18 protein-coding genes are annotated in these 19,333 nt (G+C 64.4%); 1 reads left to right on the top strand and 17 read right to left on the bottom strand.

Annotation, left to right across the window (positions count from 1 at the left end; genetic code table 11):
* Positions 1-77 precede the first annotated feature (77 nt).
* Positions 78-1,280 carry an amino acid aminotransferase gene (locus GM672_RS20690; RefSeq protein ID WP_155472431.1) on the bottom strand — a complete coding sequence of 401 codons (1,203 nt, stop codon included), beginning with the start codon at positions 1,278-1,280 and terminating at the stop codon, positions 78-80.
* Between the two features lie 146 nt (positions 1,281-1,426).
* Here GM672_RS20690 and uvrB point away from each other — a divergent pair, with 146 nt between their 5' ends.
* Positions 1,427-3,511 (top strand): excinuclease ABC subunit UvrB, encoded by a 2,085-nt coding sequence (uvrB, locus tag GM672_RS20685; RefSeq protein WP_155472430.1) that lies wholly within the window; start codon positions 1,427-1,429, stop codon positions 3,509-3,511.
* Positions 3,512-3,678: 167 nt separating this feature from the next.
* Here the strand turns inward: uvrB and GM672_RS20680 are convergent, their stop codons facing one another.
* From GM672_RS20680 to GM672_RS20605, 16 genes are all read right to left on the bottom strand, one after another.
* Complete coding sequence (locus tag GM672_RS20680; RefSeq protein WP_155472429.1) at positions 3,679-4,161, bottom strand: hypothetical protein; 483 nt, start codon at positions 4,159-4,161, stop codon at positions 3,679-3,681.
* A 207-nt stretch (positions 4,162-4,368) separates the two neighbouring features.
* A complete protein-coding gene (locus GM672_RS20675) occupies positions 4,369-4,782 on the bottom strand; it encodes a lysozyme inhibitor LprI family protein (RefSeq protein WP_155472428.1) in 414 nt (137 codons plus the stop codon).
* A gap of 10 nt (positions 4,783-4,792) precedes the next feature.
* Complete coding sequence (locus tag GM672_RS20670) at positions 4,793-5,389, bottom strand: MarC family protein (protein WP_134384418.1); 597 nt, start codon at positions 5,387-5,389, stop codon at positions 4,793-4,795.
* A 113-nt stretch (positions 5,390-5,502) separates the two neighbouring features.
* Positions 5,503-6,051, bottom strand: a complete 549-nt coding sequence (locus GM672_RS20665) for a phosphoribosyltransferase (protein WP_155472427.1) — start codon at positions 6,049-6,051, stop codon at positions 5,503-5,505.
* Positions 6,052-6,079: 28 nt separating this feature from the next.
* Positions 6,080-7,393: an adenylosuccinate synthase gene (locus GM672_RS20660; protein ID WP_155472426.1), complete on the bottom strand. Its 1,314-nt coding sequence runs from the start codon at positions 7,391-7,393 to the stop codon at positions 6,080-6,082.
* A gap of 5 nt (positions 7,394-7,398) precedes the next feature.
* Positions 7,399-8,559 (bottom strand): ATP phosphoribosyltransferase regulatory subunit, encoded by a 1,161-nt coding sequence (locus tag GM672_RS20655; protein WP_155472425.1) that lies wholly within the window; start codon positions 8,557-8,559, stop codon positions 7,399-7,401.
* A 152-nt stretch (positions 8,560-8,711) separates the two neighbouring features.
* Complete coding sequence (hflC, locus tag GM672_RS20650) at positions 8,712-9,590, bottom strand: protease modulator HflC (RefSeq protein ID WP_155472424.1); 879 nt, start codon at positions 9,588-9,590, stop codon at positions 8,712-8,714.
* Positions 9,591-10,874 (bottom strand): FtsH protease activity modulator HflK, encoded by a 1,284-nt coding sequence (hflK, locus tag GM672_RS20645; protein ID WP_155472423.1) that lies wholly within the window; start codon positions 10,872-10,874, stop codon positions 9,591-9,593.
* A gap of 4 nt (positions 10,875-10,878) precedes the next feature.
* The gene (hflX, locus tag GM672_RS20640; RefSeq protein WP_155472422.1) at positions 10,879-12,024 is read right to left on the bottom strand and encodes a GTPase HflX; all 1,146 of its coding nucleotides are present in this window, start codon (positions 12,022-12,024) and stop codon (positions 10,879-10,881) included.
* A gap of 64 nt (positions 12,025-12,088) precedes the next feature.
* Positions 12,089-12,325 carry an RNA chaperone Hfq gene (gene hfq / locus GM672_RS20635; RefSeq protein ID WP_008450615.1) on the bottom strand — a complete coding sequence of 79 codons (237 nt, stop codon included), beginning with the start codon at positions 12,323-12,325 and terminating at the stop codon, positions 12,089-12,091.
* 613 nt (positions 12,326-12,938) lie between these two features.
* Entirely contained in the window at positions 12,939-14,282 is a 1,344-nt protein-coding gene (der, locus tag GM672_RS20630) for a ribosome biogenesis GTPase Der (RefSeq protein WP_155472421.1), read from the bottom strand.
* A gap of 98 nt (positions 14,283-14,380) precedes the next feature.
* Positions 14,381-15,535, bottom strand: coding sequence for an outer membrane protein assembly factor BamB (gene bamB, locus GM672_RS20625; RefSeq protein WP_155472420.1), 1,155 nt, complete (start codon positions 15,533-15,535; stop codon positions 14,381-14,383).
* Between the two features lie 110 nt (positions 15,536-15,645).
* Positions 15,646-16,302 (bottom strand): YfgM family protein, encoded by a 657-nt coding sequence (locus tag GM672_RS20620; RefSeq protein WP_155472419.1) that lies wholly within the window; start codon positions 16,300-16,302, stop codon positions 15,646-15,648.
* 44 nt (positions 16,303-16,346) lie between these two features.
* Entirely contained in the window at positions 16,347-17,690 is a 1,344-nt protein-coding gene (gene hisS / locus GM672_RS20615; protein ID WP_155472418.1) for a histidine--tRNA ligase, read from the bottom strand.
* 17 nt (positions 17,691-17,707) lie between these two features.
* The gene (ispG, locus tag GM672_RS20610) at positions 17,708-18,991 is read right to left on the bottom strand and encodes a flavodoxin-dependent (E)-4-hydroxy-3-methylbut-2-enyl-diphosphate synthase (protein ID WP_155472417.1); all 1,284 of its coding nucleotides are present in this window, start codon (positions 18,989-18,991) and stop codon (positions 17,708-17,710) included.
* Positions 18,992-19,043: 52 nt separating this feature from the next.
* The coding region (locus GM672_RS20605; protein WP_155472416.1) for a DUF4115 domain-containing protein at positions 19,044-19,333 on the bottom strand (290 nt) is incomplete at its 5' end.

The following is a 19,333-nucleotide window of genomic DNA, read 5'->3' as shown; positions in this document are numbered from 1 at the left end:
CTTGTACAACTCGTTTCCCCACCGCACTTTCTCTGCCCAACTTCTTCATTGACGCTCGTCAACGAAGAAGCAGGATTTTAGAGGACTTTGGCGATCGCGTCAACAACGATGTCGAGGTTGCGCGAGTTCAGCGCGGCCACGCAGATGCGGCCCGTGTCGACGGCGTAGATCGACTGCTCGCGCAGCAGGTTGACTTGTTCCTTCGTCAGGCCCGAGTACGAGAACATGCCCACCTGCTGGCGCACGAAGTCGAAATCGTGCTCCGGCGCCTTTTCCTTCAGCTTGCGCACGAAGGCGTCGCGGGTTTCCTTGATGCGCACGCGCATCGCGGCCAGCTCGTCTTCCCACAGCTGGCGCAGTTCCGGCGTGGACAGCACGGTGGCGACCACCTTGCCGCCGTGCACGGGCGGGTTCGAGTAGTTGGTGCGCACGACGCGTTTCAGTTGCGACAGCAGGCGCGACGCTTCTTCCGCGCTGGCGGCGACGACGGACAGGGCGCCGACGCGCTCGCCGTACAGCGAGAACGACTTCGAGAACGAGTTCGATACCAAGAGCGGCACGCCGGTGGCGGCGAAGCGGCGCACGACGGCGCCGTCCTCGGCGATGCCGGCACCGAAGCCCTGGTAAGCCATGTCCAGGAACGGAATCAGGCCGCCCGTGACAACGACGTCAATGACCTGGTCCCACTGCTGCTGGGACAGGTCGGCACCCGTCGGGTTATGGCAGCAGGCGTGCAGCACGACAACGGCGCCCTTCGGCATGGCCTTCAGCGCGGCCAGCATGCCGTCGAAATTGACGCCGTGGGTGCCGGCATCGTAGTAGGCGTAGTTGTGCACCTTGAAGCCGGCGCTTTCGAACAGCGCGCGGTGGTTTTCCCAGCTCGGGTCGCTGATGTACACGTCCGACTCCGGCGAGAAACGCTTCAGGAAGTCGGCGCCCAGCTTCAGCGCGCCCGTGCCGCCGATGGCCTGCACGGTGATCGCGCGGCGCTCTTGAACAACCGCACTGTCGGCACCAAATACCAGCTCCTGCACGGCCTTGTCGTACGCCGCCAGGCCCTCGATGGGCAGGTAGGTACGGGGGGCCGGCTGCTCAATCAGAATGTTCTCGGCCTTCTGTACGCAAGATAACAGCGGCACCTTGCCGTTGTCGTCATAATAGACACCGACGCCCAGGTTGATCTTGGCGGGATTGGTGTCTGCGTTAAATGCTTCGGTGATACCCAGGATCGGGTCGCGCGGAGCCATCTCGATGGCACTAAAAACGGAAGGGTTCGTCATGATAAGATTGGATTCGATTGGAAGCGGTTCGCGGCGGATTGTTGACGGCTGCAATGACAACAGCAAACGACTGTACCGAAGATTGTTCGGAAAAACCGGTCGCATAACTGCATGTCAGCTCACTATTCTAGCAAAGGTCTGACTTCATGGCTGATTTATCACTTGCCAATATTCCTGAACCCACCGTCATCACCTTCCCGGACTCGCCGTTCAAGCTGCACCAGCCCTTCCCGCCTGCCGGCGACCAGCCGACGGCGATCGAACAGCTGTGCGAGGGCATCAGCGACGGCCTGTCGTTCCAGACCCTGCTGGGGGTGACGGGCTCGGGCAAGACCTACACGATGGCCAACGTGATTGCCCGCATGGGCCGGCCCGCCATCGTCTTCGCGCCGAACAAGACGCTGGCGGCCCAGCTGTACAGCGAGTTCCGCGAGTTCTTCCCGCAGAATGCCGTCGAGTACTTCGTGTCCTACTACGATTACTACCAGCCGGAAGCCTACGTGCCCCAGCGCGACCTGTTCATCGAGAAGGACTCGTCGATCAACGAGCACATCGAGCAGATGCGGCTGTCGTGCACGAAGTCGCTGATGGAGCGGCGCGACGTCGTCATCGTCGCCACCGTGTCGGCCATCTACGGTATCGGTAATCCGAACGAATACCACCAGATGATCCTGACCTTGCGCGCCAAGGACAAGCTGAGCCAGCGCGACGTCATCGCCCGGCTGATCCAGATGCAGTACACGCGCAATGAAGTGGACTTCGGCCGCGGCACCTTCCGCGTGCGCGGCGACACCATCGACATCTTCCCGGCCGAGCACGCCGAGCTGGCCGTGCGGCTGGAGATGTTCGACGACGAGCTGGAATCGATCCAGCTGTTCGACCCGTTGACGGGCCGCGTGCGCCAGAAGATTCCGCGCTTTACCGTCTACCCCGGCTCGCACTACGTGACGCCCCGCTCGACCGTGCTGCGCGCCATCGAAAGCATCAAGGCCGAGCTGCGCGACCGCCTGGAGTTCTTCCGCCAGGAAGGCAAGCTCATCGAGGAGCAGCGGCTCGAGCAGCGCACCCGCTTCGACCTGGAAATGATGGCCGAAATCGGCTTCACGAAGGGCATCGAGAACTACTCGCGCCACCTGTCCGGCGCCATGCCGGGCCAGCCGCCGCCGACCCTGATCGACTACCTGCCGAAGGACGCGCTGATGTTCATGGACGAGTCGCACGTGCTGGTCGGCCAGCTGTCGGCCATGTACAACGGCGACCGCTCGCGCAAGACCAACCTGGTCGACTACGGCTTCCGGCTGCCGTCCGCGCTGGACAACCGTCCGCTGAAATTCGAGGAATTCGAAGGCAAGATGCGACAGACGATCTTCGTCTCGGCCACGCCGGCCGACTACGAGAACCAGCACGCCGACCAGGTGGTGGAACAGGTGGTGCGTCCGACCGGCCTGGTCGACCCGCTGGTAATCGTGCGCCCGGCCCGCACGCAGGTGGACGACCTGATGTCGGAGATCCAGGACCGCGTCGCCAAGAACGAGCGCGTGCTGGTGACGACCCTGACCAAGCGCATGTCCGAGCAGCTGACGGAATACCTGACGGACCACGGCGTCAAGGTGCGCTACCTGCACAGCGATATCGAGACGGTGGAACGGGTCGAGATCCTGCGCGACCTGCGCATCGGCACCTTCGACGTGGTGGTCGGCATCAACCTGCTGCGCGAAGGCCTGGACTTGCCGGAAGTGTCGCTGGTGGCCATCCTGGACGCGGACAAGGAAGGCTTCCTGCGCTCGGAACGGTCGCTGATCCAGACCATCGGACGCGCCGCCCGTAACCTGAACGGCGTCGCCCTGCTGTACGCGGACCAGATGACGGACTCGATGAAGAAGGCCATCGACGAGACCGAGCGCCGCCGCGCCAAGCAGATCGCCCACAACGAGAAGCACGGCATCATCGCGCGCGGCGTCAACAAGGTCATCAAGGACATGATCGACGGCGTCTACGACCCGAACAGGGAAACCGTACAGCTGCAGGCGGCGCAGGAGACGGCCAAGTACGAGACGATGAACGAGAAGCAGGTGTCGAAGGAAATCAAGCGCCTGGAAAAACTGATGATCGAGCACGCCAAGAACCTGGAGTTCGAAAAAGCCGCCCAGGTACGCGACCAGCTGCACCTGCTGAAGGAACAGCTGTTCGGCGCCCCGGGTGCGGACGTCATTTCGATCACGGGCAAGTAGCGCCCCGCCCGCCCCACCGACCGCCACCGCTCGCGCCGTGGCGGTTTTTTCATGCCTGCCGATTCGGTCTCAATTCGGCGTCAGACACCTAATCACGCTCACCAATTCCCGTGTCTGACAGCCAATTGAGCCGCGGAATGCATGCCACCAACCCTGCCGCGGCGCTGTCAACGCGACTGAAGCCAGCCTGTCATCATGTGGATTGGACTGTCGGCGCGGCGCATCCGCGGCGTGCAGGACAGGCCCACGACGACGCGGTCGAATATGTCGATCGACAAGCGGCCGTCGTCCGTATCGCGCATATAGCCGCCAGCGCGCAGCGTCAGCCGCGCCGCAGCCACGACTTCGTTGATATCGACGTCGGGGAATTTGGCGATATAGGTGGGGCCCGATTCGCCTGCGCTGTCCGTGACGGTAACGTGCGTGACCGGCAGGCCGAAGAGAATCAGGGGCTTTTCGAGGATATAGTCACCCGCATTCGTATCGGGCTTGCCCAGGGTTTCAATGGCGTTGAGAACCAATTCTGGAGCGGCGCCATCGCAAGCCAGGGCGCGGGTCAACGTGGTCGTGGGCCGGGGCATAACCCTCAACGCGCTGGCAGACGAGGTGGCGAGCAAGGTGACGATGATGATGGCGGCGCGTATTTTCATGGGCATTCTTGCTGGTCCCGCCGAATGGCCGCGGCGTGGCGAGCGGCTGCCGGCGTCGATCCGGCAGCGGTGAGTATCGCGCATCACGCGTCCCCGTACAAGCCACCAGCCACGGTGCCCGCGGCTCGGTGGAACAGGTGCTTGCATTGGATGTCGAATCAGGTGTCAGACACCGAATTGAGGATGGCGCGGCATCGCCGTCCTGTCTTACTGGTAGTGCCCATGCCCATGCTCAAGCATATCCTTCAGCATCTTCGTGCGCTGCTGCGTCAGGTCCTTCTTGCGCATCAGGTAGGACATGCCCTCCATCGACCCCCAGCACATCCGACTGTCATCGCTGTCGCAGGCAAAATGGGCCTCCAGTTCGGCGTCGCGGAACGCCAGCCAGGCCTTTTGCGCCGTGCGCACCTTGGCGGTGAAGACCTTGTCTCCGGCTTCCTTGCGCAGCAAGGCCTGCCACGTGGCGTTCAGTTCCTTGTCGGCCTGCTTGAAATCGTCGGCCGCGCAGGCATTGAGTTCGGCCTGGCTGCCCGAGCGCTTGCAGCGCGGCTCCTGTGCCGACGCCGGGGCCAGTGCCGCCAGGCCGAAGGCCGCGGCGGAAAGCATCGTCATCCATCGCATCGCTTCTCCTTTACAGTGTCTTGACGAATTCGCGGATGCCGCCCAGCAGCATCTCCACGGCCATCGCGGCCAGTATGAGGCCCATCAGCCGCTCGAACGCCGTCATCACCTGCGTGCCCAGCACCTTCTGCAGCCGCTCGGCGCCCAGGAACACCGCCAGCCAGATCACCACCACGGCGGCGAGCGCGGCCACATGCATGACGACTTCGCCCGTGCTCTCGCGCGAGAACAGCAGCACCGTGGCCAGTGCCGACGGGCCGGCCAGCGCGGGAATGGCCAGCGGCACGATGAACGGCTCGCCCCCATCGGACTTTCCCAGCACACCGTCCGGGTGCGGGAACACCATCCGGATCGCGATCATCATCAGGATCACGCTGCCGGCGATGCGCAGCGATACTTCGGAAAGGCTCAGCGCCTGCAGGAAGTGGCGGCCGAAGAACATGAACGTCAGCAGCACGATGAAGGCGATCAGGCACTCGCGCACGACGATTCTCGGGCGCTTGGCCGGGGCGACGGGCGCCAGCGCCGTGGCGAACAGGGGCACGTTGCCGAAGGGGTCGGTCACCAGCAACAGCAGGATGAAGGTCTGGAAGAAGCTTTCGGTCATGGGCGCTTTCTCGTTCTGTTGTTCTTATGGGGTCGCTGCCATGTTAGCAGGGGCGATAAAAAAATGGCGGAGGACTCGAAAGCCCTCCGCCATCATGGGAGCCGCTCGCGGTCTTACGACTGCGACAGCTCGCCCTTCTTGATCCATGCCGCCAGCTGGTGCGGACGCAGGCCGTCGTAGTCCTCGAACGGCTGGTGGATCCACGGGTTGTGCGGCAGTTCTTCCATCTGGTAGTCCGGCTTGAAGGTGGAGCAGCCCTTGGTCCAGATCACGGCCGAACGCACTTCCGTCACGCCCTCGAAATTTTCCTGCAGGTGCTTGATGACCTTCGTCAGGGTCACGCCCGAATCGGCCAGGTCGTCGACCAGCAGGATCTTGCCGGACAAGGGACCCTTCGTCATCGTCATGTACTTGGCGATATCCAGGTCGCCCTGCACCGTGCCGGCTTCGGCGCGGTAGGAGCTGGTGGAAAGGATTGCCAGGGGCACGTCGAAGATGCGCGAGAAGACGTCGCCGGGACGCACGCCACCGCGCGCCAGGCACAGCACCATGTCGAACTTCCAGCCCGACTCGTGGACCTTCAGCGCCAGGCGCTCGACGAGGCGGTTGTATTCATCCCAGGTCACCCACAGGTGCTTTTCGTTGGATTGAGGGGCGTTCATGTGATTCCTTTGCTTCTTGCTTCTTCTATTATTCGAACGGGTGACGCAGGACGATGGTTTCCTCGCGGTCCGGGCCCGTGGAGACCATGTCGACGGGTACGCCGACCAGCTCCTCGATGCGCTTGATGTAAGCGCGTGCATTGGCCGGCAGTGCGGCCAGCGACTTGGCGCCGACGGTGGTGTCGGTCCAGCCGGGCATCTCTTCGTAGATCGGCTCGCAGCGGGCCGCTTCCTCGGCACCGACCGGGAAGATGTCGACCTTGACGCCGTCGACCAGGTAGCCGGTGCACAGCTTCAGCGTTTCCAGGCCGTCCAGCACGTCCAGCTTGGTCAGGCACATGCCCGACACGCCGTTGATCTGCACGGAGCGGCGCAGCAGCGCGGCATCGAACCAGCCGCAGCGGCGGGCACGGCCCGTCACGGTGCCGAACTCGTGGCCCACCTGCGCCAGGTGATGGCCGACGCCGGCATCGGTCGGCAGCTCGGACGGGAACGGGCCGGAGCCGACGCGCGTCGTGTAGGCCTTGGTGATGCCCAGGATGTAGTGCAGCATGTTCGGGCCAACGCCGGCACCGGCGGCGGCATTGCCGGCCACGCAGTTCGACGAGGTGACGAACGGGTAGGTGCCGTGGTCGACGTCCAGCAGGGAGCCTTGCGCGCCTTCGAACAGCAGGTTGGCACCGGCCTTGTGGGCAGCGTACAGGGCGCTGGAAACGTCGGCGACCATCGGGCGCAGGCGCGGCACGTAGGCCAGCGCGTCGTCCAGGGTCTTCTGGTATTCCACCTTCGGGGCCTTCAGGTAGTTTTCCAGCACGAAGTTATGGTAGTCCAGGTTCTCGGCCAGCTTCTCGGCGAAACGCTTTTCGTTCAGCAGGTCGGCGACGCGGATGGCGCGGCGCGCCACCTTGTCTTCGTAGGCCGGGCCGATGCCCTTGCCGGTGGTGCCGATCTTGGCGGCGCCGCGGGCCGCTTCACGGGCCGCGTCCAGCGCGCTGTGGTAAGGCAGGATGACCGGGCAGGCTTCGGATACCTTCAGGCGCGACGCCACTTCGACGCCGACGGCTTCGAGCTTGTCGATCTCGCGCAGCACGTCCGGTACCGACACGACGACGCCGTTGCCGATGTAGCAGGCCACGCCGGGACGCATGATGCCCGACGGGATCAGCTGCAGCGCAGTCTTGACGCCGCCGATGACCAGCGTATGGCCGGCGTTGTGGCCGCCCTGGAAGCGCACCACGCCTTGGGCGTGTTCGGTCAGCCAGTCGACGATTTTGCCCTTGCCTTCATCGCCCCATTGGGTACCGATGACGACCACGTTTTTTGCAGTGATTTTCTTTGACATCACACTTAACCTAAGTTTTTAAGAATCCAGTTACTACCACTATCGTCGAGCACCAGCGCGCGGTCGCACTCGAACTCGTCCTGTTCATTGCTGTGACCCGGCAAGGACTGGATCACGACCTCGCCGGCCTTGCGCAGCTCGGCGATCTTGTCTTTCAATTCGGGCGCGTTGCCCCACGGCGCGCGGATGGCATGCTTGCGGTCCGCCGTCGGCAACAGGCGCGCCAGTTCACGCAGGTCCATCGAGAAGCCGGTGGCCGGGCGGGCGCGCCCGAAGGCCTCGCCCACATGGTCGTAGCGGCCACCGCGCGCCACCGCGTTCGGCAGGCCCGGCACGTACAGCGCGAAGGTCGCGCCGCTCTCGTACTGGTAGCCGCGCAGGTCGGCCAGGTCGATCGCCACGTCGGCGCGGCCGATGGCGGACGCCGCCAGCGCGGCCAGTTCGGCCAGTGCCTTGGCGATGCCCGGCACGTCCGGCAGCGCCGTGCGCGCCGCCCTGAGCACGTCGACGTCCCCATACAGGTTCGGCAGGGCCAGCAGCGCGTCGCGCGTGGCGGGTGCGTAGCCGGCGGTCAGTTCGCGCAGGCCCGGCACATCCTTCGCGCGCAGCAGGCCGACGATGGCGATGTGATCGCGCTCCGCCGCGGGGTCAAGGTCGAGGATGGCGCGCAGCACGCCAACGTGGGCCAGGTCCAGGCGCACTTCGGCGAAGCCCGCCATCTCCAGCGAAGCCAGCGCCAGTTCCTGGATTTCGGCGTCCGCTTCCAGGCCGGCATGGCCGTAGATCTCGGCGCCGATCTGCAGCGGCTCGCGCGTGGCGTGCAGGCCGGACGGGCGGGTATGGAGCACGGGGCCGGCATAGCACAGGCGCGTGACGGTGGCGCGGTTGAGCAGGTGCGCGTCGATGCGGGCGACCTGCGTCGTCATGTCGGCACGCAGGCCCAGCATGCGGCCGGACAGCTGGTCGACCAGCTTGAAGGTGCGCAGGTCGGTATCCTGGCCGGCACCGGCCAGCAGGGATTCGACGTATTCCAGCAGCGGCGGCATCACGAGCTCGTAGCCGTAGCGGCGGAAATTATCCAGCATCAGGCGGCGCAGCTCTTCGATCTTGCGCGCTTCCGATGGCAGTACGTCGGCGATATGTTCAGGCAGAAGCCAATTCGGCATGGGAGAACCGGTTTGTTAAAAAACAGTCATGGGCGCAAAGGCGCACGTCGGCACGGGCGGCCGAACCGCATATTTTACGCGAAAGTGGTGATAAAGAGGAAAAAAAAGGCCGCCTGCGACGGCGGCCTTTGCTGCGGATTGCCGTTGCCGGCTTATTTCCCTGCCGCGCCGGAGCCCTTGAAGTACTTGAAGAACTCCGAGTTCGGGTCGACCAGCATGACGTCCGCCTTGGTCTTGAACGAACCCCGGTAGGCTTCCAGGCTGCGGTAGAACTTGTAGAACTCCGGGTTGCGGCCGAATGCCTCGGCATAGATGCCGCTGGCGGCGGCATCGCCCTCGCCCTTGATCTTCTCGGCCTGGCGGTAGGCTTCGGCCAGGATCACGGTGCGCTGCTTGTCGGCGTCGGCGCGGATCTTCTCGGAGTCGGCCGAACCGGTCGAACGCAGCTCGTTGGCCACGCGCAGGCGCTCGGCCTTCATCCGTTCGTACACCGAGTTGTTGATCTGCTCGACGTAGTCGACGCGCTTGAGGCGCACGTCCAGGATCTGCACGCCGATCTGCTTGGCCTCGACGACGACCTTGTTGCGGATCGAGTCCATCACCTTGCCGCGCTGGCCGGAGATCACTTCACGCACGGTGCGCTTGGTGATCTCGTCGTTCAGCGCCGCCTTGACGATCTGCGACATGCGGTCGCGCGCGCGGCCTTCGTCGCCGCTGAAGCTGACGAAGTACAGCTTCGGATCGACGATGCGCCACTTGACGAAGGAATCGACCAGGATGTTCATCTTCTCGGCCGTGATGAAGCGGTCCGCTTCGGGCGAGTCGAGCGTCAGGATGCGCTTGTCCAGGTACAGGATGTTCTGGAAGGGCGGCGGCAGCTTGAAGTGCAGGCCCGGTTCGCTGATGACCTGCTTGACTTCACCCAGTGCGAACACGATGGCGAACTTGCGCTGGTCGACCACGAAGACGGTCGAGGACAACAGCATCACGGCGATGAAGCCGGTGACGAGGAAGGTAACGATACGGTTCATTTAGCGGCTCTCCCGGTCGCGCGATGATTCCCGCGCGCGGCGCGGATCGGTCGTGCTCATGGTGTTCTCGGGCGGCGGCAGCAGCACGGCGGCCGGCGGTGGCGCCGTCGTGTTGCTGCGGGTCGCCTCGGCGGCGGCCACCTGGGCGATCAGCTTGTCGAGCGGCAGGTACAGCAGGTTGCTGCCGGCCTTCGAGTCGACCATCACCTTGCTGGTGTTGGCGAAGATCTGCTGCATCGTGTCCAGGTACATGCGGTCGCGCGTCACGCCCGGTGCCTTCTGGTATTCCACCAGCACGGACTTGAAGCGGTCGGCGTTACCCGACGCGTTCTCGGTGACCATCGAACGGTAGGCCTCGGCTTCCTGCAGCAGGCGGAAGGCATAGCCGCGCGCTTTCGGGATGATGTCGTTGGCGTAGGCCTGGCCTTCGTTCTTCTGGCGCTCGCGGTCCTGGCCGGCCTTGACGGCGTCGTCGAACGCGGCCTGCACCTGCTCGGGCGGCTGCACGGCCTGCATCGTCACGTTGGTGACCATGGCGCCGGACGCGTAGCGGTCCAGGATCTGCTGCATCAGCTGCTGGGTTTCGTAGGCCACCTTCTCGCGGCCTTCGTACAGCACGAAGTCCATCTTGCTCTTGCCGACGATCTCGCGGATCGACGTCTCCGCGACCTGGCGGACGGTGTCCTCGGCGTCACGGTTGTTGTACAGCCAGGCCTTCGGATCGGACAGGCGGTACTGCACGGCGAACTGGATGTCGATGATGTTCTCGTCGTCCGTCAGCATCAGCGATTCGGCTGCCTGCTTGTTGCGCACATTGGTGCGGTAGCCCACTTCCACCGTCCGCACCTGCGACACGTTGACGGTCTCGTTGGCCTGGAACGGATACGGCCAGCGCCAGTTGAAGCCGGCCGGCGTTTCGTGGCTGTAGCGCCCGAAGGTGGTGACGATGCCCTTCTGGCCTTCCTGGACGATGAAGGCGCCGCTGGCCAGCCACACCAGCACGGCAATGGCCGCGACGGCGCCGACGGTGATGCCGGCGCCTTTGAGCTCGCCGCCGCCACCGCCACCGCCGTTGCCGCCACCGCCGTTGTTGCGGTTCTTGTTACCGAACAGGCCGTTCAGGCGCTGGTTGAAATCGCGCCACAGCTGGTCGAGGTCCGGCGGACCTTCACCGGGCTTTTTGCCTTCCTGGGCCTGCTTGTTGCCGTCCTTGTCCGGGCCCCAGCGGGGATCGTTCAGCGACAGCTTCAAGCCTATTCTTTTCTTTAGAGAGGAAAAAGGCATGTTCTTAATGTGTTCCGACATGGGTGAATGTGGAAATAGCGTCCGGCGCGACGTCGTCGCGGGGATGGGCGTCCGCTTCCCGCTGGTCCCTGGCTGCCTCGGTGATGGCGTCGCGCAGCAGTTCCAGTCCCTGGCCCGTGCGCGCGCTGATGAAAACGCGAGAAATTTTATCATATTCATCACGTTCCACCGCCGGCTCCTGGCCGGCTGCGTCGATCTTGTTCCACACCAGAATCTGTGGAATGTGATCGGCGCCGATCTCGCGCAACACCATGTTGACCTGCTCGATCTGCTCCATCTTGACGGGGCTGGCCGCGTCGACGACGTGCAGCAGCAGGTCGGCGTGGATGGTTTCCTCCAGGGTGGCGCGGAATGCCGCCACCAGCTGGTGCGGCAGCTCGCGCACGAAGCCGACCGTATCGGAAATGACGACGTGACCCGCGTCCTCGCCCATGTACATGCGGCGCGAGGTCGTGTCCAGGGTGGCGAACAGCTGGTCGGCGACGTACACGCCGGCCTTCGTCATGGTGTTGAACAGGGTCGACTTGCCGGCATTGGTATAGCCGACCAGCGACACGGAGAAGGTCTTGTTGCGGCCACGGGCACGACGCTGGGTCTCGTGCTGCTTGCGCAGCTTGGCCAGGCGGGCCCGCAGTGCCTTGACCCGTTCGCCGATCAGCCGGCGGTCCGTCTCCAGCTGGGTTTCACCGGGACCGCGCAGGCCGATACCGCCCTTTTGCCGTTCCAGGTGGGTCCAGCCGCGGATCAGGCGGGTCGACAGGTGCTGCAGCTGGGCCAGCTCGACCTGCAGCTTGCCCTCGTGGCTCTGGGCCCGCTGGGCGAAGATGTCGAGGATCAGGCTGGTGCGGTCGAGCACGCGCACGTTCAGGCGCTTTTCCAGGTTACGCTGCTGGGCCGGCGACAGTGCATGGTTGAAGATGACGATTTCCAGCTTCAGGTCCTGCGCGGCGTGGCCGATCTCGTCGGCCTTGCCGCTGCCGACGAAATAGGCGGCATCGGGGCTGGAGCGCTTGCCGGTAATGGTCGTGATGGGGTCCGCGCCCGCGGAACGGGCGAGCAGCATCAATTCCTCGATGCTGGCAGCGAAATCGCCCTGACCGAAATCTACACCGACTAAAGCTGCGCGCATACGACGGTCAGGCGAGTTTGAAGCGACTGGGCAATGAACGGCGTTGTCTGGACGATCAACGCGTTCACTCTGCCTCGGATTCGATGTTGAGGTTGACGGCGCGGGCCGGAACCACGGTCGAGATGGCGTGCTTGTAGACCATCTGCGTCACGGTATTGCGCAGCAGGACGACGTACTGGTCGAAGGATTCGATATGGCCTTGCAGCTTGATACCGTTGACCAGATAAATCGAGACAGGAACGTGCTCTTTGCGCAGCGCATTCAGAAATGGGTCTTGTAACAATTGCCCTTTATTGCTCATAACAGCTCCAGTTTATGTTGTTGTGTTGGAATTGGAGGCGAAACGCTTGATTTCAAGTGCTGCCGGGTTGCGTTTGCATTCTCATTGCAGAGGTAAAAAACCCCACCGCACGTGGGAAATGCTTCGAAGCTACTGTACCCTGTTTTTACGAATTATGCAGGGGCGTTCGGGATGAAAACGGGTCGGGCTGGCGGATTTTTTTGGCGTTCGTGCCCTGCGGGGCCGGTGCATGCGGGGTCTGTCCCCTACGGGGTCTGTCCCCGTTAAGTGGTGGCTTCCGTGCTTGCCGATAGCTTTGCCAGGGGACTGACCCCATTTTTTGCTGGCGTCATCGAGGCGCTGGCTAAAAAAATGGGGGCAGTCCCCTTGTTGCGCTGGTGGCGAGCACTTGAGCCTTCACTTAACGGGGACGGACCCCGGCCGCACTGGCTATGGGGTCTGTCCCCGTTAAGGGACGGCTTCCGCGCTTGCCGATAGCCTTGCCAGGGGACTGACCCCATTTTTTGCTGGCATCATTGAGGCGCTGGCTAAAAAAATGGGGTCAGTCCCCTTGTTACGCTGGTGGCGAGCACTAGGGCCTTCACTTAACGGGGACAGACCCCACCGGCCGGCGTTACTCCTTGCGCTTGTCGAAAGGATTTTTACCCGTGCGCAATTCGATGCGCAGCGGCGTGCCGACCAGCTGGAAGGTATCGCGGAAGTGCTTTTCCAGGTAGCGCTTGTACGGGTCCGTGATGGCGTCCAGCGAATTGCCGTGGATAACGATGATCGGCGGATTCATGCCGCCCTGGTGGGCGTAGCGCATCTTCGGCCGCAGGCCGCCCTTGCGCTTCGGTTCCTGCTTCTCGACCGCTTCCTGCAACGCGCGCGTCAGCTTCGGCGTCGTCAGGTTGGCCATGGCCGCACCGTAGGCCGCGTCGACGGACTTCATCAGCGGGCCGATGCCCGTGCCCTTCAGGGCGGAGATGAAGTGGGTCTTGGCGAAGCCGAGGAAGTCCAGCTTGCGGTCCATGTCCATCTTGACCTGGTCGCGCTGGTCCGACGTCAGGCCGTCCCACTTGTTCACGGCCAGCACCAGGGCGCGACCGCTTTCCAGGATGAAGCCGGCGATGTGGGCATCCTGTTCGGAGATGTCCTGCTGGGCGTCCAGCATCAGCACGACGACGTTCGCTTCCGAGATCGACTGCAGGGTCTTCACCACCGAGAACTTCTCGATGGCTTCGAACACCTTGCCGCGGCGGCGGATGCCGGCCGTGTCGATCAGCGTGTAGTGCCTGCCGTCGCGCTCGAACGGAATCTCGATCGAGTCGCGCGTCGTGCCCGGCATGTCGAAGGCGATCACGCGCTCTTCGCCCAGCAGCGTGTTGATCAGGGTGGACTTGCCCACGTTCGGGCGGCCCACCAGGGCCAGCTTGATGCCGCGCTCGGCCGGCAGCAGTTCCTCGGCATTGTCCGGGCGGGACGAGAAGGCCTTGTCCAGCGCTTCCTGCACCAGGTCGTGCACGCCGTCGCCGTGGGCGCCGGAAATCGCATACGGATCGCCCAGGCCCAGTTCGTAGAAATCGGACACGGCCGAGGTGTACTTCATGCCCTCGGCCTTGTTCACCACCAGCAGCACGGGACGGCCGCTCTTGCGCAGGAAGTCCGTGATGGTCTTGTCGTGCGGGGTCATGCCCTGGCGCCCGTCGACGAGGAAGACGACGACGTCCGCCTCGGCCACGGCCTGCTTCGTCTGCAGGGCCATCTGGAACATGATGCCTTCCTTGGCGACCGGTTCGAAACCGCCCGTATCGATGACCAGGAAGGGACGTTCGCCAATGCGGCCCTCGCCATAGTGACGATCGCGCGTCAGGCCAGGCAAGTCCGCCACCAGCGCATCGCGCGAGCGGGTCAGACGATTGAATAGGGTCGATTTCCCGACGTTCGGGCGACCCACGAGTGCTATAACCGGCTTCATTTTTATTTCAACTCAACCGCCAAGGCGGTCATTATTACTGCAGGGTTTTAGGAATTCCACACCGGCCGCGCCTTGCGGCCGGTTTTACAAATGACGACTTACTCGACCGCGATGGCGGCCACGGTGCCCGCCTGGGTCTGGAAAATCATGTTCGAGCCCGATACGACGGGCGCGGATTGGATGGCACTGCTGTCGATGGCCACCCGGCCCAGCAGCGCGCCATCCTCGCGCGACAGCAGGTGCACGTAGCCCTGGAAGTCGCCCACGGCCACGACCCGGCCGTACGACAGGGGCGTCGACAGCACGCGGTTGGCCAGCGAATCGTTCTTCCACGCGCTCTGGCCGCCTTCGCGGCTGTAGGCCGCCACGGCGCCCTTGTCGTCGGCGACGAAGACGAAGCGCTGGTCGACGGCCACGCCCACGTCGGACGAAGTCTCCTTGGTCCAGCGCGGCACGCCCGTCTGCAGGTCGAAGCAGCCGACCTTGCCCTGGTAGGTGACGGCGCAGATATCGCTGCCCAGCACCACCGGATTGCCGCCGATGTCGGACACGCGTTCCAGTTCCGTCGTGCCGCGTGGCTCGGCCACGGGCACTTCGAAGCGCGGCACGCCGTTCGACAGGGCCAGCGCCAGCAGGCGTCCGGCCGGCTGGGCGATGTAGACGTTCGGCGCGGCCACCACCAGGCCCGGCGCGTTACGCAGGGTCAGCGGCGGCGTCGTGCGCTGGATGAACCACTTGCGTTCGCCCGTCTTGATGTCGTAGGCCGTGATCTTGTTGTCCATGCTGCGCACGATCACCAGCTCGTCGCTGACGGCCGGTGCCGACAGCACTTCCGACGATGCCTGCACCTTCCACAACTGGTTGCCGTTGGCCGCATCGAAGGCCAGGACCTGGCCCTTGGTGCCGCCCACCGCCACCACCTTGCCGTTCGAGCCCACGCCCGCGGTCAGGTCGGTGCCGGCCTTGATGCGCCACTGCGACTTGCCGGTGGCGGCATCGAGGCGTTCGACGTTGCCGCCGTTGTCGGCCACGAACACGCTGTTGTCGGCCAGGGCCGGCGAGAACACGTACAGGCCGGCCTTGCCGACCGAATGCTTCCACACGATGCGCGCCGGGATCGGCGACTTGATGTCGACCAGCTTCGCCGGGGGGTTCTTTTCTTTTTCCTTGAACGGATTCAGGGAGCCGAGGGTACCGCAACCCGCGGTCATGGCCAGCAGGCTCACGCCGATTACTTTTCCGGTGATACGCATAAGTTTTTACTTGCTCCTCTTGGGGTGGGGCTTGCGGCCCGCGCGCAGCGAAGGCGCGGGCGGACGGTGACGCAGTGTCGGATGCAGATTCGGACGCAGGTGCCGGCGCCTTAGGCCGCCGCGGCCGGCTTCTCTTCGGGCACGGTGCCGCCGACGGCTTCGAGCTTGAGTTCGATCAGCTGTCGCGCCGGGCTTTTCTTGTCGATGCCCGACAGCGCGGCCTGGTAGGCCGTGCGGGCCTCGGCCAGCTTGTTCTGCGCGGCCAGGATATCGCCCTTGCGGTCGTTGACGCTGGCGGCGAACTGCGGCGGCACGTCGCCCCCCAGCACCTTCAGCGCCTCGTCGTAGGCTTTCTCGTCCAGCAGCACGCCGGCCAGGCGCACGCGCGCCAGCGCCTTGTATTCCTCGTTGCCGTGCTCGATCACCCACTGCAGGTTGGCCTTGGCGGCCTTGATGTCCTTGGCTTCGAAGGCGCTCTTGGCGGCCGTCAGGGCACCCATCTGCGCATACACGGTGCTGCCGTAGCGGCTTTCGATGTCGGCGGCGGCGCGCTGCACCTTGGCGTTGTCCTTGCCGACGGCGCCCTGCATTTCATCGAACAGCGCCGATGCTTCGCTCGACTGGGTACGCTGGTAGTAGTTCCAGCCGGTCCAGCCGGAATAAGCGGCCAGGCCGGCGATGACGACCCAGGTCGCGGCGTTGCCGTACTTCGCCCACCAGGCCTTCAGGCTGGCCAGTTGTTCTTGTTCTTCGAGATCGTATGCCATGCTTGTCTCACTTCTCGCAACGTCGTGCGGGTTGGATGGTTGAATTAATGGTGGTAATGGTGGTCGTGGTCGCAGTCGTCGCCGCAGGTGATCTCGTTCACCAGGTGGTCGACCACGCCGTCGAACGGCACGGCGACCTGCTGCTGCTCGCCTTCGGCGCCGCGCATGGCCTTGACGGTGGCCGTATTGTTGGCCACTTCGTCTTCGCCGATGATGACGGCGAAGGCGGCGCCGCTGCCATCGGCCTTCTTCATCTGGCTCTTGAAGCTGCCCGCGCCGGTCGGCGTGGCGCAGTGCAGGATCACGTCCAGGCCGGCGTCGCGCAGGCGCTCGCCCAGGATGAAGGCCTGGATCTGGGCTTCCTCGCCCTGGTGCACCAGGTAGACGTCGCACTGGTTCGGCGCGGCCGTCTCGCCGGCCGACTTCATCAGCTCGATCAGGCGTTCGATGCCCATGGCGAAGCCGACACCGGGGGTCGGCTTACCGCCGAACATTTCGATGAGCGGATCGTAACGGCCGCCGGCGCACACGGTGCCCTGCGCGCCCAGTTCGTCCGTGACCCATTCGAACACGGTGCGGTTGTAGTAGTCGATGCCGCGCACCAGGCGCGTATTGACCGTGTACGGCACGTTGTTGCGGTCGAGGATCTTGCGTACGCCGTCGAAGTGGGCACGCGACGCCTCGCCCAGGTAGTCCAGCAGCTTCGGCGCGCCGTTGACCATCTCCTGCATGGCCGGATTCTTCGTGTCCAGGATGCGCAGCGGATTCGTATGCAGGCGGCGCTTGGCTTCCGCGTCCAGGATCGCTTCGTGCTGCTCCAGGTAGGCGATCAGGTCGACGCGGTGGCGCGCGCGCTCGTCCGCGTCGCCGATCGAGTTCAGTTCCAGGCGGATGTTCTCCAGCCCAAGGTCATCCCACAGGCGGCGGCACAGCATGATCAGTTCCGCGTCGATGTCCGGGCCGGCGAAGCCGACGGCTTCGGCGCCGAACTGGTGGAACTGGCGATAGCGCCCGCGCTGCGGCCGCTCATGGCGGAACATCTGGCCCTTGTACCACAGGCGCTTCGGTCCTTCGTAGACCAGGTTATGTTCCAGCACGGCGCGCACGACACCGGCCGTGCCTTCCGGGCGCAGGGTCAGCTGGTCGCCGTTCATCGAATCGGTGAACGAGTACATCTCTTTCTCGACGATGTCCGTGACGGCGCCGATGGCGCGCGCGAACAGGCGCGTCTCCTCGACGATGGGCGTGCGGATGTTCTGGTAGCCGTAGCTTTGCAGGATCGACTGGGCGGTGTTCTCGAAGATCTCCCACAGGTGGGCGTCGGCCGGCAGGATGTCGTTCATCCCCTTGATTGCCGCGATCTTTTCAGGTTTTTTATTATCAGACATGAGTATAAAGCGCTAACTTAGGCGGTAACTGGTGAATAGTTCTTCTGCACGTAATCCAGCACGATCTGCTGGAACTCCTGCACGATGGCATCGCCGCGCAGGGTGGCGACCTTCTGGCCGTCGACGAACACGGGGGCGGCGGGCGACTCGCCCGTGCCGGGCAGGCTGATGCCGATATTGGCGTGCTTCGATTCGCCCGGGCCGTTGACGATGCAGCCCATCACGGCCACGTTCATCGCCTCCACGCCCGGGTGGGTCTTTTTCCATTCCGGCATCTGCTCGCGCAGGAAAGTCTGGATATCGTCGGCCAGTTCCTGGAACGTCGTCGACGTCGTGCGGCCGCAGCCCGGGCAGGCGATGACCATTGGCGCGAACTTGCGCAGCCCCATGGTCTGCAGGATCTCCTGGCCCACCACGACTTCCTTGGTGCGGTCGCCCCCCGGCTCGGGCGTCAGCGAAATGCGGATGGTGTCGCCGATGCCTTCCTGCAGCAGCACGGACAAGGCGGCGGTCGAGGCGACGATGCCCTTGCTGCCCATGCCCGCTTCCGTCAGGCCCAGGTGCAGCGGGTAATCGCAGCGCTGCGCCAGCGCGCGGTAGACGGCGATCAGGTCCTGCACGCCCGACACTTTACAGGACAGGATGATCTTGTCCTTGGAAAGGCCGATTTCCTCGGCCCGCACGGCGTTCTCGATGGCCGACGTGATCAGGGCTTCGTACATCACGGCCTGGGCGCTCCACGGCTGCGCGCGGCCGGCGTTCTCGTCCATGATGCGGGCCAGCAGGGCCTGGTCCAGCGAGCCCCAGTTGACGCCGATGCGTACCGGCTTGTCGTGGCGGATCGCCACTTCGATCATCTGGGCGAACTGGGTGTCGCGCTTGGCGCCCTTGCCCACGTTGCCCGGATTGATGCGGTACTTCGACAGGGCCGCCGCGCAGTCCGGATAGTCCGTCAGCAGGGTATGGCCGTTGTAGTGGAAGTCGCCCACCAGCGGCACGTCGATGTCCATGCGGTCCAGCTGCTCGCGGATATACGGCACGGCGGCGGCGGCCTCGGGCCGGTCCACCGTCAGGCGCACCAGCTCGGAGCCGGCGCGGGCCAGCTCCTTGATCTGGATGGCCGTGCCGACGGCATCGGCCGTGTCGGTGTTGGTCATCGACTGCACGACGACGGGATTGTCGCCGCCGACCCACACCTTGCGGGCGCCATGCGCCACCAGCACGCCGTGGCTGGCGCGGCGCGGGGTGGGACCGGATGGAATGGCCTGCGCGAAGGCGGCCGGGGTAATCAGGGAAGACATGCTCATTACGGAGTTGGCGGACTGGATAAAGGTTCAGGCGAAATCGGCGGCGTCACTTGACGGTGACGCGGGCGATTGTGCCGTTCGGGATCTTCGGCAGGTCCAGCGGCTGGCCACGCAAGGTGGCGCGCACGGCATCGGGTTTGCCCACCACCAGGGTGGACTGGCGATCGATCTCGAAGGTTTCCGTGCTGCCGGCCTTGACGAGGCGCGAAATCAGCGGCTTGGCGCCGGGACGGCGGATCTCGATCCACGAATCCTCGTTCACCTGCAGCACCAGCGCGTTGGCGCCGGCGGCCGGCGTGGCCGGCGTGGCGGCCGGTGGCGTGGCCGGCGTGGCGG

It is taken from the genome of Pseudoduganella buxea (genome assembly GCF_009720835.1).
GTDB lineage: Bacteria > Pseudomonadota > Gammaproteobacteria > Burkholderiales > Burkholderiaceae_D > Rugamonas > Rugamonas buxea.
The sequence above is the reverse complement of the archived record's forward strand: the minus strand, read 5'-3'. Positions and strand labels throughout refer to the sequence as shown.